General features: G+C 59.0%; 10 protein-coding genes. All 10 read right to left on the reverse strand.

Annotation, left to right across the window (positions count from 1 at the left end; translation table 11 throughout):
* Positions 1–37 precede the first annotated feature (37 nt).
* Positions 38–1,351, reverse strand: coding sequence for a branched-chain amino acid transport system II carrier protein (brnQ, locus tag V3W40_RS20175; protein ID WP_065924491.1), 1,314 nt, complete (start codon positions 1,349–1,351; stop codon positions 38–40).
* A 417-nt stretch (positions 1,352–1,768) separates the two neighbouring features.
* Positions 1,769–2,650, reverse strand: coding sequence for a succinate--CoA ligase subunit alpha (gene sucD, locus V3W40_RS20180; RefSeq protein ID WP_003172813.1), 882 nt, complete (start codon positions 2,648–2,650; stop codon positions 1,769–1,771).
* A complete protein-coding gene (gene sucC, locus V3W40_RS20185) occupies positions 2,650–3,816 on the reverse strand; it encodes an ADP-forming succinate--CoA ligase subunit beta (protein WP_003233235.1) in 1,167 nt (388 codons plus the stop codon). The genes sucD and sucC overlap by 1 nt, the downstream gene beginning before the upstream one ends.
* Before the next feature lie 204 nt (positions 3,817–4,020).
* On the reverse strand, positions 4,021–5,457 hold the full coding sequence (lpdA, locus tag V3W40_RS20190; RefSeq protein ID WP_065924490.1) for a dihydrolipoyl dehydrogenase: 1,437 nt from the start codon (positions 5,455–5,457) through the stop codon (positions 4,021–4,023).
* A 101-nt stretch (positions 5,458–5,558) separates the two neighbouring features.
* Positions 5,559–6,782: a 2-oxoglutarate dehydrogenase complex dihydrolipoyllysine-residue succinyltransferase gene (odhB, locus tag V3W40_RS20195; protein ID WP_330215545.1), complete on the reverse strand. Its 1,224-nt coding sequence runs from the start codon at positions 6,780–6,782 to the stop codon at positions 5,559–5,561.
* Positions 6,783–6,826: 44 nt separating this feature from the next.
* Positions 6,827–9,658, reverse strand: a complete 2,832-nt coding sequence (locus V3W40_RS20200) for a 2-oxoglutarate dehydrogenase E1 component (protein WP_065924488.1) — start codon at positions 9,656–9,658, stop codon at positions 6,827–6,829.
* 261 nt (positions 9,659–9,919) lie between these two features.
* Positions 9,920–10,624 carry a succinate dehydrogenase iron-sulfur subunit gene (locus tag V3W40_RS20205; RefSeq protein WP_003172807.1) on the reverse strand — a complete coding sequence of 235 codons (705 nt, stop codon included), beginning with the start codon at positions 10,622–10,624 and terminating at the stop codon, positions 9,920–9,922.
* An 11-nt stretch (positions 10,625–10,635) separates the two neighbouring features.
* Positions 10,636–12,408, reverse strand: a complete 1,773-nt coding sequence (sdhA, locus tag V3W40_RS20210) for a succinate dehydrogenase flavoprotein subunit (protein ID WP_065924487.1) — start codon at positions 12,406–12,408, stop codon at positions 10,636–10,638.
* Positions 12,409–12,411: 3 nt separating this feature from the next.
* Positions 12,412–12,780, reverse strand: a complete 369-nt coding sequence (gene sdhD / locus V3W40_RS20215) for a succinate dehydrogenase, hydrophobic membrane anchor protein (RefSeq protein ID WP_003172805.1) — start codon at positions 12,778–12,780, stop codon at positions 12,412–12,414.
* The gene (gene sdhC / locus V3W40_RS20220; RefSeq protein WP_003172804.1) at positions 12,774–13,148 is read right to left on the reverse strand and encodes a succinate dehydrogenase, cytochrome b556 subunit; all 375 of its coding nucleotides are present in this window, start codon (positions 13,146–13,148) and stop codon (positions 12,774–12,776) included. Before sdhC ends, sdhD begins: the two co-directional genes overlap by 7 nt.
* Positions 13,149–13,430 lie beyond the last annotated feature (282 nt).

Consider the following 13,430-nt stretch of genomic DNA (forward strand, 5'->3'; position numbering starts at 1 on the left):
GATACGAGGCATTTCCGTACTGCATGAAACCCGCTTGTTATGCGATGGCTTCGCTGCGCTTACCCAGCATGCGATCAATGACGACCGCCACAACCAGCGTCATCACCGACGGCACCAGCCACGCCAGGCCTTGCTCGCTCAGCGGCAGGTTCGCCAGCTGCGAAGGCATCCAGCCTGCCAGGCCTGCGCCCTTGAGCGCGTCGATGCAACCAAAGATGAACGACACCAGCATCACCGGCCCGACGATACGGCCCTGTTCCTGCCAGAAGTCTTTGCAGAAGCTCAAGGCCACCAGCACGATGCACGGCGGGTAGATCGCGGTGAGTACCGGGATCGAGAACGCAATCAGCTTGGTCAGGCCCAGGTTCGACACGAACAGCGAGAACAGCGCCAGGATCACTACCAGGGTCTTGTAGGACAGCGGCAGGATTTTGCTGAAGTACTCGGCACATGCGCAGGTCAGGCCGACGGCAGTGACCAGGCATGCCAGGGAGATCAATACAGCCAGGAACCCACTGCCCAGGGAACCGAAGGTGTGCTGAACATAAGCGTGCAGCACTGCGGCGCCATTGGCAGCGCCGGCAGCGACTTCATGGCTGCCCGACCCGAGGCGGAACAGGCTGACATACACCAGCGCCAAACCGACGCCGGCAATCAACCCGGCAATGATCGCGTAGCGGGTGATCAGCTTGGGCGATTCGACACCACGGGAACGGATCGCATTGACGATCACAATGCCAAACACCAGCGCCCCCAGGGTATCCATGGTCAGGTAGCCATTGATAAAGCCCTGGGAAAACGGTGCGGCGACGTATTCCGGGGTGGCGACACCCACCTCACCTGCCGGCAGGGCAAACGCGGCAATGCCGAGGATGGCCAGGGCGATGATCTTCAGCGGCGCCAGGAAGCGACCCACGGTGTCCAGCAGTCGGCCTGGGTACAGGGAGACAAAGAACACCACCAGGAAATACACCGAGCTGTAGAGGAACAGCGCCAGCGGGCTTTCGCCGGTCAGCGGCGCCAGGCCCACTTCAAACGACACGGTCGCGGTACGCGGGGTGGCGAACAGCGGCCCTACCGCCAGATACGCCGCCGCCGCGAGCAGGCCACCGGCGATCTTGCCGATCGGGCTGCTCAGCGCGTCCATGCCGCCACCGACCTTGGCCAGGGCGATCACGGTGACCACCGGCAGGCCAACGGCGGTGATCAGGAAGCCCAGCGCCGCCATCCAGACATGAGGCCCGGACTGCAAACCAACGATAGGCGGGAAGATGATGTTGCCGGCGCCCACGAACAGGGCGAAGGTCATGAAGCCCAACGCCAGGATGTCCTGGCTTTTCAACACTTTCATTTGAGGAAATACCACACTACTGAATCGGAATTTAGAGAGGGATTCCCTATGGATGAGGGAAATGCTGCCGGCCCTTATGGGCACCGACCGGTCTAGCGCGCAGCTTCCTTTTGGGAGGCGGACGCATAAAGAGGCGGCTAGGGTACAGAATTAGCCTGACAAACGCACTGTTGCGGGGCGTACTGTCCGATAAGCGACATCTCGATGTCGCGTTTTCATACTTAATTTGGCAATACAAACAAAATTGTGGGAGGGGGCTTGCTCCCGATAGCGGTGCGTCAGTCCCACATCAGCTGGCTGATGCACTGCAATCGGGGGCAAGCCCCCTCCCACATTTGAATCGTCAACAATCTGCAGAATGCACAAAGGCCACCCGAAGGTGGCCTTTGCTGGTAAAGCGTCAGCTAAGCGCGAGGCTTACTTGACAGCCCAACCGGTCAGCTCGGCCAAGGCCTTGCCGATGTCTGCCAGCGAACGCACGGTTTTAACGCCTGCGTCTTGCAGTGCAGCGAATTTCTCGTCTGCAGTGCCTTTGCCGCCAGAGATGATTGCGCCAGCATGGCCCATGCGCTTGCCCGCAGGGGCAGTCACACCAGCGATGTAGGAAACAACCGGCTTGGTCACGTGTGCCTTGATGTAGGCAGCCGCTTCTTCTTCAGCCGAACCGCCGATCTCACCGATCATCACGATCGCTTCGGTCTTCGGGTCTTCCTGGAACAGCTTCAGGATATCGATGAAGTTGGAGCCCGGGATCGGGTCACCGCCGATGCCGACGCAAGTCGACTGACCGAAACCGGCGTCAGTAGTTTGCTTCACAGCTTCGTAGGTCAGGGTGCCGGAACGGGAAACGATACCGACTTTACCTGGCAAGTGAATGTGACCTGGCATGATGCCGATCTTGCATTCGCCTGGAGTGATCACGCCTGGGCAGTTAGGGCCGATCAGGACTACGCCCAGCTCGTCGCACTTAACTTTAGCGTCCAGCATGTCCAGGGTAGGAATGCCTTCGGTGATGCACACGATCAGCTTGATGCCGCCGAATGCCGCTTCCAGGATCGAGTCCTTGCAGAAAGGAGCTGGAACGTAGATCACGCTGGCGGTGGCGCCAGTGGCAGCTACAGCGTCTTTCACGGTGTTGAACACTGGCAGGCCCAGGTGCTCGGTGCCGCCTTTGCCCGGGGTTACGCCGCCAACCATCTTGGTGCCGTATTCGATGGCTTGCTGGGTGTGGAAACTACCTTGCGAACCGGTAATACCCTGGCAGATAACTTTGGTGTCTTTATTGATCAGGACGCTCATTATTTGCCCTCCGCAGCTTTGACAACTTGTTGAGCAGCGTCGGTCAGGCTGGTAGCCGCGATGATGTTCAAACCGCTTTCTGCCAGTACTTTAGCGCCCAGTTCAGCGTTGTTGCCTTCAAGGCGAACAACAACCGGGATTTTAACGCCGACTTCTTTCACTGCGCCGATGATGCCTTCGGCAATCATGTCGCAACGAACGATGCCGCCGAAGATGTTGACCAGTACTGCAGCGACGTTGGAGTCGGACAGGATGATCTTGAAGGCTTCGGTTACGCGTTCCTTGGTAGCACCACCGCCCACGTCGAGGAAGTTGGCTGGTTTGCCGCCATGCAGGTTGACGATGTCCATGGTACCCATGGCCAGGCCGGCACCGTTGACCATGCAACCGATGTTACCTTCCAGGGCTACGTAGTTCAGTTCGAACTTGGCAGCGTGCGCTTCGCGCGGATCGTCTTGCGACGGATCGTGGAAAGTCTTCAGCTTAGGCTGACGGTACATGGCGTTGGCGTCGATGTTGATCTTGGCGTCGAGGCAGTGCAGATCGCCGTCAGCCTTGATCACCAGCGGGTTCACTTCCAGCAGGGCCAGATCGTGATCCTGGAACAGTTTGGCCAGACCTACGAAGATCTTGGCGAACTGGGCAACTTGCTTGCCTTCCAGGCCCAGCTGGAAAGCCAGCTCGCGACCCTGGAATGGCTGGGCGCCAACCAGTGGGTCGATAGTGGCTTTCAGAATTTTTTCTGGGGTTTCGTGAGCGATCTTCTCGATGTCCACGCCACCTTCGGTGGAAGCCATGAACACGATGCGACGGCTCGAACGGTCAACGACAGCGCCCAGGTACAGCTCTTTAGCGATATCAGTGCACGATTCAACCAGGATCTTGGTGACTGGCTGGCCATTGGCATCAGTCTGGTAAGTCACCAGACGCTTGCCCAGCCACTGCTGTGCGAAGGCCTTGGCGTCTTCTTTGCTGCGAACCAGCTTAACGCCGCCCGCTTTACCGCGACCACCAGCGTGGACCTGGGCTTTGACAACCCACTCGGTGCCGCCGATTTTGTCGCAAGCTTCTGCTGCTGCTTCCGGGGTGTCTACTGCGTAGCCCTTGGAAACTGGCAGGCCGTATTCAGCGAACAGCTGCTTACCCTGATACTCGTGAAGATTCATGCTTTTTACCGTCTTCGTTAGGTACTGCGCATTCGGCGCTGCGCTCATTATGAGTGCCGCGCCACCTGTGACTGCTGCTTGCGCAACTTGCGGGGCTCAAGGCCCGTAAAGCTGCGCAAGACTGCGTCCAGCGGATATTCCGCGGTGAGTCTTGCGCGCAAGGCTCACGACGGGCAACTCCGCCGTGGTTTCTTATTATCTCGCTTAGCGCTTCTTCTTGTTGGCGATGTGGATGGCATGGCCATTCACTGCCAACGCGGCTTCGTGCAGCGCTTCGGACAGGGTCGGATGGGAGAAGACCATCATGCCGATGTCCTCGGCACTGGTGCCGAATTCCATACCGATCGCGCCCTGCTGAACCAGTTCTGCTGCGCCTGGGCCAATCACGTGGACGCCCAATACGCGGTCAGTCTTGGCATCAGCGATGACTTTGACAAAACCACCGGTGTCGTTGGCTGCCATGGCACGGCCAGAAGCGGCGAACGGGAAGGTGCCGACGTTAACTTCAACGCCTTCAGCTTTCAACTGCTGTTCGTTCTTGCCGACCCATGCAATTTCCGGGTGGGTGTAGATAACCGATGGGATCAGGTCGTAGTTCATCTGGGTCTTGTGACCCTTGATGCGCTCGACAACCATGATGCCTTCTTCGGAAGCCTTGTGCGCGAGCATCATGCCGCGAACCACGTCGCCAATGGCGTAGACGCCCGGAACGGTGGTAGCGCAGTGATCGTCAACGTGGATGAAGCCACGCTCGTCGATGTTCACGCCGCTGTCGGAAGCCAGCAGGTCGGTGGTCACTGGACGGCGACCAACGGCCACGATCAGCTTGTCGAAAGTGATGGTCTGTTCGCCATCCTTGTCGGTGTAGGTCACAACGACTTCTTCGCCATTAACCTTAGAGCCGGTCACGCGAGCGCCCAGCTTGATGTCCAGACCTTGTTTGGTCAGGGTTTTCAGCGCTTCCTTGGACACTGCGGTGTCGGCAGCCAGCAGGAACGTGTCCAGGGCTTCCAGCACGGTCACTTCGGAACCCAGGCGGGACCAGACCGAACCCAGTTCCAGGCCGATGACGCCAGCGCCGATCACGCCCAGGCGCTTAGGCACGGCCTGGAATTCCAGGGCGCCGGTCGAATCAACGATCACGTTCTGGTCAACCGGAGCCGGTGGAATGTCGATTGGACGCGAACCTGGGGCCAGGATCACGTTCTCGGCTTCGATGATTTCTACCGAGCCGTCCGGCTTGGTGATTTCAACTTTCTTGCCGGCCAGCAGTTTGCCGTGGCCTTGCAGGGAAGTCACGCCGTTGGCCTTGAACAAGGTCGCAACGCCGGAAGTCAGGCCTTTAACGATGTTGGCTTTACGGCCGACCATTGCTGGCACGTCCATGGTCACGCCGGCATGGTTGATGCCGTGGATCGCGAAGCCGTCCTGGGCTTCGTGGAATTTCCAGGAGCTGTCCAGCAGCGCCTTGGAAGGAATGCAACCGACGTTCAGGCAAGTACCGCCCAGTGCCAGTTTGCCTTCCTTGTCGGTGTATTTTTCAATGCAAGCAGTCGAGAGGCCCAGTTGTGCGGCCTTGATGGCGGCAACGTAGCCGCCAGGACCCGCACCAATCACTACAACGTCAAATTTCTGCGACATGAAAATAGTTCCTCTATTTAGCAGCAAGCTTTCAAGCCGCAAGCCCCAAGCCCAACTGCCTTATCCGGCAATCTGTCACTTGAGACCTGCAGCTGCTTCTATCAGATATCCAGCAGCAGACGAGCCGGGTCTTCCAGCAGGTTCTTGATGGTCACCAGGAAAGTCACGGCTTCTTTACCATCGATCAGGCGGTGATCGTAAGACAGCGCCAGGTACATCATTGGACGGATCACGACTTGGCCGTTGATGGCCATCGGACGCTGGATGATGTTGTGCATGCCCAGGATCGCGGCTTGTGGCGGGTTAACGATCGGCGTCGACATCATCGAACCGAAGGTACCACCGTTGGTGATGGTGAAGGTACCACCGGTCATCTCGTCGATGGTCAGCTTGCCGTCACGGGCTTTCTTGCCGAAGCCGGCGATGCCGCCTTCGATTTCGGCCAGGCTCATCAGTTCGGCGTTACGCAGGACCGGAACCACCAGGCCACGGTCGCTGGACACGGCAACGCCGACGTCTGCATAACCGTGGTAAACGATGTCCCCGCCGTCGATGGAAGCGTTGACTGCCGGGAAGCGTTTCAGCGCTTCGGTGGCCGCTTTCACGAAGAACGACATGAAGCCCAGGCGCACGCCGTTGTGGGACTTCTCGAACAGATCCTTGTACTTCGAACGCAGGGCCATGACTTCGGTCATGTCGACTTCGTTGAAAGTGGTCAGCATCGCCATGTTCGACTGTGCTTCAACCAGGCGCTTGGCCACGGTGGCACGCACGCGGGTCATCGGTACACGCTTCTCGGTGCGGTCGCCGGCAACGAACACAGGCGCAGCGGCAGCCGGGGCAGCAGCCTTGGCAGGCGCGGCAGCCGGAGCGTTTTTCTTGGCTTCAACAGCAGCGACCACATCTTCCTTGGTCACACGGCCGTCTTTGCCGGTGCCGTTGATGGAAGCCAGGTTGATGCCGTTTTCTTCGGCCAACTGGCGAGCAGCCGGTGCAGCGATTGGATCTTCGCCACCCGCAGCCGGAGCGGCAGCAGGTGCCGAGGCAGCGGCCGGTGCAGCAGCGGCAGCAGGAGCAGCGGCAGCGCTGCCCTCTTCGATCGAGCCGAGTACCTGGTTCGACAGAACGGTAGCGCCCTCTTCGGCAACGATTGCGCCCAGCACGCCGTCAGCTTCGGCCAACACTTCCAGCACGACTTTGTCGGTCTCGATGTCGACGATCAGGTCGTCACGCTTGACGGCCTCACCTGGTTTCTTGTGCCAGGTGGCAACGGTGCCATCGGCAACCGATTCCGGGAATGACGGGGCTTTGATTTCGATAGCCATTATCTGTGGGTCCTTAAAATTCGGTTTCAGTCAGCGCGAAGGCGTTAAACAGTGAAAGCATCTTGCAGCAGTTTTTCCTGCTGCTCGGCGTGCATCGACGCATAACCACACGCAGGTGCAGCGGAAGCATCACGGCCGGCGTATTCCAGGCCCAGGGCCTTGTTGTGGTTACCGATGCTGCGGCGCAGGTGATGCTGGCTGCTGTACCAAGCGCCCTGGTTCATCGGTTCTTCCTGACACCACACCACATTGGTGAGGTTGGTGTAAGGCGCGATGATCTCCATGAGGTCATCTTCCGGGAACGGGTAAAGCTGCTCGATACGCACGATGGCGATGTCTTCGCGGCCTTCGGCACGGCGTTTTTCCAGCAGGTCGTAGTAGACCTTGCCGCTGCACAGGATCAGGCGAGTGACCTTGGCCGCGTCCAGCGTATCGATCTCTGGAATCACGGTCTGGAACGAACCATCCGCCAGATCTTCCAGGGTCGAGATGGCCAATTTGTGACGCAGCAGCGATTTCGGGGTCAGCACTACCAGCGGCTTGCGCAGCGGGCGGATCACCTGGCGACGCAGCAAGTGGTAGATCTGCGCCGGGGTGGTCGGCACGCACACCTGGATGTTGTGCTCGGCGCACAGCTGCAGGTAACGCTCCAGACGGGCCGAGGAGTGCTCCGGCCCCTGACCTTCATAACCGTGTGGCAGCAGCATGGTCAGACCGCACAGACGGCCCCACTTGTGCTCGCCGCTGGTGATGAACTGGTCGATAACCACCTGGGCACCGTTGGCGAAGTCGCCGAACTGGGCTTCCCAGATCACCAGCGCCTGCGGCGTGGTGGTCGAGTAACCGTATTCGAACGCCAGTACGGCTTCTTCGGACAGGAACGAATCGTACAGGTCGAAACGCGGCTGGCCTTCGTACAGGTTCTGCAGCGGGATGTAGGTGCCCGCGTCTTTCTGGTTGTGCAGTACCGCGTGACGGTGCGAGAACGTACCACGGCCGATGTCCTGGCCGGTCATGCGGATCGGGTGACCTTCGAACGCCAGGGTCGCGTACGCCATGGTTTCGGCATAACCCCAGTTGATCGGCAGGCCGCCGGCTTGCATCTTCTGACGGTCTTCGTAGATCTTCGCAACCTGGCGCTGCACCACGAAGCCATCCGGGATTTCCAGCAGCTTGGCGGACAGTTCCTGCAGGGTCTTCAGATCGAACGAGGTGTCGTGACGCGCCGTCCAGGTGTGACCCAGGTACGGACGCCAGTCAACGAACAGCTCTTTGTTCGGCTCCTTGACCAGGCTTTTTACGACATGCAGACCATTGTCCAGCGCGTTGCGGTATTCATCGATCTTCGCCTGAACCCGTTCATCGTCAACGATACCGGCCTTGGTCAGGCTTTCGGCATACAGCTCACGGGTGGTGCGCTGCTTGGTGATCTGCTGGTACATCAACGGCTGGGTGCCGCTTGGCTCGTCGGCTTCGTTGTGACCGCGACGGCGGTAGCAAACCAGGTCGATCACCACGTCACGCTTGAACTGCATGCGGTAGTCGACAGCCAGTTGGGTCACGAACAGCACGGCTTCCGGATCATCGCCATTCACATGGAGGATCGGCGCCTGGATCATCTTGGCAACGTCGGTGGCGTACTCGGTGGAACGCGCATCCAACGGGTTGCTGATGGTGAAGCCAACCTGGTTGTTGATGACGATGTGAACGGTACCGCCGGTCTTGAAGCCGCGGGTCTGCGACATCTGGAACGTTTCCAGGACCACGCCTTGACCGGCGAATGCCGCGTCACCGTGGATGGAAATCGGCAGGACCTTTTCACCGGTAGTGTCGTTACGACGATCCTGGCGAGCACGGACCGAACCCTCGACCACTGGAGAAACGATTTCCAGGTGGGATGGGTTGAACGCCATGGCCAGGTGAACTTCACCGCCGGTGGTCATCACGTTGGACGAGAAGCCCTGGTGGTATTTAACGTCACCGGAACCCAGCTCGACCTTCTTCTTGCCTTCGAACTCGTCGAACAGCTCACGCGGGTTCTTGCCGAAGGTGTTGACCAACACGTTCAGGCGACCACGGTGGGCCATGCCGATCACGATTTCCTTGGTGCCGTAGGAACCGGAACGCTGGATCAGCTCGTCGAGCATCGGAATCAGGCTCTCGCCGCCTTCCAGGCCGAAACGCTTGGTGCCCGGGTATTTGGTACCCAGGTATTTTTCCAGGCCCTCGGCTGCGGTCACGCGCTCAAGCAGGTGGCTGCGCACGTCGGCGGACAATACCGGACGGCCACGCACGCCTTCCAGGCGATGCTGGAACCAGTGGCGTTGCTCGGAATCGGTGATGTGCGTGAACTCGGCGCCGATGGTGCGGCAATATGTCTGCTGCAACGCTTCGTGAATTTCGCGTAGGCTCGCTTCCTCTTTGCCGATGAACAGGTCGCCGGCACGGAAGGTCGTATCAAGATCGGCATTGGTCAAGCCGTAATGATTGATCGACAGGTCTGCAGGTGCAGGACGCTGCCAGAGCCCCAGCGGGTCAAGCTGGGCCGCCTGGTGGCCACGCATCCGGTAGGCCTGGATCAGTCGCAGTACTTCAACTTGCTTCTTCTCGTGCTCACTGCTCACGCTGCCGGCGGAAACCGGCTGGGCGCGGCGCTGGTTCTTTGCCAGCAGCACGAACTGATCGCGAATTGTTGCGTGCGATACATCGGTGGCAGCGTTGCCGTCTGAAGACAACGTCTGAAATTTGGTGCGCCATTCTTCTGGCACAGCGTTAGGGTCGTGCAGGTAGAGCTCATAAAGCTCTTCCACATAGGCAGCGTTACCACCTGAAAGATAGCCGCTGTTCCACATGCGCTGCATCACGCTTTCTTGCATGCTTGGTCACCCTCGATTTGGGGACACCACCGGCGAAAACACCGAGTTTGCTTGCAAAAGGCCAAGTGCAGCGACCAAAACAAGCCACTTAGGATCACGCTGATAGTTCGGGTACCAACCCGAATGCCCCTGCTTGTCTCATTTCTTCAAAATAAGAGCCGCGGCTTTGTAAGTCGCTGCTCAAGTTAAAACTACGGCGCCGGTTGAAGCCTGCGCCGTAGCATTTACGGGCACAACGGTCCTGCCTTGTTACAACGTCAGTTACACGCCGCTTTGCAGCAGCATGTTACGGATGTGACCAATGGCCTTAGTCGGGTTCAGGCCTTTGGGACATACGTTGACGCAGTTCATGATCCCGCGGCAGCGGAATACGCTGAACGGGTCATCCAGCGAAGCCAGGCGCTCGGACGTCTTGGTGTCACGGCTGTCTGCCAGGAAGCGATACGCTTGCAGCAGGGCAGCTGGACCCAGGAACTTGTCCGGGTTCCACCAGAAGGACGGGCACGAGGTCGAGCAGCAGGCGCACAGGATGCACTCGTACAGACCGTCGAGCTTTTCACGCTCTTCCGGGGACTGCAGACGCTCGATGGCCGGAGCCGGCGTGTCGTTCTGCAGGAACGGCTTAACTTTCTCGTATTGCTTGTAGAAGATGCTCATATCGACGACCAGGTCACGGATAACCGGCAAACCTGGCAGAGGACGAACGATCAGCTTGTTGCCTTTGACAACAGCGGACAGCGGCGTGATGCACGCCAGGCCGTTTTTGCCGTTGATGTTCATGCCGTCGGAACCGCAAACACCTTCACGGCAAGAGCGACGATAGGAGAAACCCTCGTCCTGCTCTTTGATCAGTGCCAATACATCCAGCACCATCAGGTCTTTACCACCGGTATCGACCTGGAACTCCTGCATGAACGGCGCAGCGTCCTGATCAGGGTTGTAGCGATAAACACTGACTTTCAACATGGCAGCCACCCTTAGTAAGTCCGAATCTTCGGTTCAAACGTCGGAACCGTCTTCGGCGAGAAGTTCACGGCACGCTTGGTTACGCGCTTGTCACCCGGGAAGTACAGGGTGTGGCACAACCAGTTTTCGTCATCGCGATCTTCAAAGTCTTCACGAGCGTGGGCACCACGGGATTCCTTACGAACCTCGGCGGCGATCGCAGTCGCTTCAGCCACTTCCAGCAGGTTTTGCAGTTCAAGGGCTTCGATACGAGCGGTGTTGAACGCCTGGCTCTTATCGTTGATCTTGACGTTGGCGATGCGCTTGCGCAGATCGGCCAGCTGGGCAATACCCTTCTGCATGTATTCGCCGGTACGGAATACACCGAAGTAGTTCTGCATGCAGCTTTGCAGCTCGCGACGCAGGGTTGCCACGTCTTCGCCATCAGTGCGCTCGTTCAGAGCGTTCAGGCGCGACAGGGCGGCCTCGATGTTGGCGTCGGTGGCGTCATCGTATTCGATGCCGTCGGTCAGGGCTTTTTCCAGGTGCAGGCCAGCCGCGCGGCCGAATACCACCAGGTCGAGCAGCGAGTTGCCGCCCAGACGGTTGGCACCGTGTACCGATACGCAGGCCACTTCGCCTACCGCGAACAGACCGTGGATGATCTCGTCCACGCCTTCGGCGTTCTGGGTGATCGCCTGGCCATGAATGTTGGTCGGAACACCGCCCATCATGTAGTGGCAGGTTGGGACAACCGGAACCGGAGCAACAACCGGGTCAACGTGGGCAAAGGTCTTGGACAGCTCACAGATACCCGGCAGGCGGCTGTGCAGCACTTCTTCGCCCAGGTGATCGAGCTTCAGCAGTACGTGGTCGCCATTCGGGCCACAGCCGTTACCGGCGATGATTTCCTTGACCATCGAACGGGCAACGACGTCACGACCCGCCAGGTCTTTCGCGTTCGGAGCATAACGCTCCATGAAACGCTCGCCGTGCTTGTTGATCAGGTAACCACCTTCACCACGGCAACCTTCGGTGACCAGTACACCGGCGCCGGCGATGCCGGTCGGGTGGAACTGCCACATTTCGATGTCCTGCACCGGCACGCCGGCACGCAGTGCCATGCCGACGCCGTCACCGGTGTTGATCAGGGCATTGGTGGTGGAAGCGTAGATACGACCTGCACCGCCGGTCGCCAGAACGGTAGCCTTGGCGCGGATGTAGGTAGTTTCACCGGTTTCGATGCAGATGGCGATCACGCCAACGAATGCACCGTCGGCGTTCTTCACCAGATCCACTGCGTAGTATTCGTTCAGGAACGTGGTGCCGGCTTTCAGGTTGCCCTGATAAAGGGTGTGCAGCAGCGCGTGACCGGTACGGTCGGACGCAGCGCAGGTACGGGCAGCCTGGCCGCCTTTACCGTAGTCCTTCGACTGGCCGCCGAATGGACGCTGGTAGATACGACCTTGTTCGGTACGGGAGAACGGCAGGCCCATGTGGTCCAGCTCGAACACCGCGGCCGGGCCTTCCTGACACATGTATTCGATAGCGTCCTGGTCACCGATGTAGTCGGAACCCTTGACGGTATCGTACATGTGCCAGCGCCAGTCATCGTTCGGGTCGGCGGACGCGATGGCGCAGGTGATGCCACCCTGGGCCGACACGGTGTGGGAGCGCGTCGGGAATACCTTGGTGATCACGGCAGTCTTGTGACCGCCCTGGGCCAGCTGCAGCGCTGCGCGCATGCCGGCACCGCCGCCACCAATGATGATGGCGTCGAAGGAAATAGTTGGAATGTTAGCCATGAATCAGATACCCCAAAGAATCTGCACACCCCAGACGAAGTAAGCGAACATCGCGACGCCGCATACTGCCTGGAAGAGGAAACGGACTGCGGTCGCGGACTTGCCCAGCGCCATCGGCGTCAGGTAGTCGGTCGCGATGGTCCACATGCCGACCCAGGCGTGAGCGCCCAGGGCTACAAGGGCCAGCAGGCTGAAGATTCGCATCGCATTGTGGGAAAACAGCCCGTGCCATTGCTCGTAGCCGATGCCCGGGTTTGCGACGAGGTATCCGATCAGGAAAATGAAATAAGCCGCGAGAACGACCGCAGACACACGCTGCGCCATCCAGTCATAGAGGCCCGAACGCGATAGGTTCGTAACGCTGGTTACCATATCCAAACTCCTGCCAGAACGATCAGCACCACGGAAATGGCGATGATGATTTTCGAGCCCAGGCGGCCGCCTTCCAGCGTCTCACCGATGCCCATGTCCATGATCAAGTGGCGCACACCGGCTACCAGGTGATACAGCAGAGCGGACAGGAGGCCCCATGCTACGAACTTGGCCAGCGGGCTGGTCAAGCATGCCTTCACCTCGGCGTATCCTTCCTCGGAACCCAGGGATTTGCTCAATGCATAAAGCATGATGCCCAAGCCCAGGAACAGGATGATGCCGGAAACACGGTGCAGGAACGACGTAACGCCGGTGATGGGGAGTTTGATGGTCCTTAGGTCTAGGTTTACAGGTCGTTGGCTATTCACGGCTTTTTTTCACACTGAAGAGCCCCTAACAATCAGGGCAAAGTTGTTGGGGAGTGCGACTGGTCAGGTAAGCACCACCCAGGGAGTGCGACCCCCAATGAAAGCAAGCCCAAAAGCCCTTGGCGGTCGGTGGCCGAGTATAGACAGTTAGGTTACTAATGACAACGCGCGCACCTCACCCTAATAGCGGATTGCGCTGGCGGGATAAAAGGCGTAAATGGCGGGCAATTTCGAGGAAAAAGTACGGTTAAAGCCTTCTGGGGCAAGACTTTAGGCAAATTG

The sequence above is a fragment of the Pseudomonas sp. AM8 genome (assembly GCF_036346475.1).
Lineage (GTDB): Bacteria > Pseudomonadota > Gammaproteobacteria > Pseudomonadales > Pseudomonadaceae > Aquipseudomonas > Aquipseudomonas marginalis.

Bases quoted from the DNA above. Each gene is read 5' to 3' on its own strand.
- sucC (WP_003233235.1), bottom strand. From the start codon at position 3,816: ATGAATCTTCACGAGTATCAGGGTAAGCAGCTGTTCGCTGAATACGGC.
- V3W40_RS20205 (WP_003172807.1), bottom strand. From the start codon at position 10,624: ATGTTGAAAGTCAGTGTTTATCGCTACAACCCTGATCAGGACGCTGCG.
- lpdA (WP_065924490.1), bottom strand. From the start codon at position 5,457: ATGTCGCAGAAATTTGACGTTGTAGTGATTGGTGCGGGTCCTGGCGGC.
- V3W40_RS20200 (WP_065924488.1), bottom strand. From the start codon at position 9,658: ATGCAAGAAAGCGTGATGCAGCGCATGTGGAACAGCGGCTATCTTTCA.
- brnQ (WP_065924491.1), bottom strand. From the start codon at position 1,351: ATGAAAGTGTTGAAAAGCCAGGACATCCTGGCGTTGGGCTTCATGACC.
- sucD (WP_003172813.1), bottom strand. From the start codon at position 2,650: ATGAGCGTCCTGATCAATAAAGACACCAAAGTTATCTGCCAGGGTATT.
- sdhD (WP_003172805.1), bottom strand. From the start codon at position 12,780: ATGGTAACCAGCGTTACGAACCTATCGCGTTCGGGCCTCTATGACTGG.
- odhB (WP_330215545.1), bottom strand. From the start codon at position 6,782: ATGGCTATCGAAATCAAAGCCCCGTCATTCCCGGAATCGGTTGCCGAT.
- sdhA (WP_065924487.1), bottom strand. From the start codon at position 12,408: ATGGCTAACATTCCAACTATTTCCTTCGACGCCATCATCATTGGTGGC.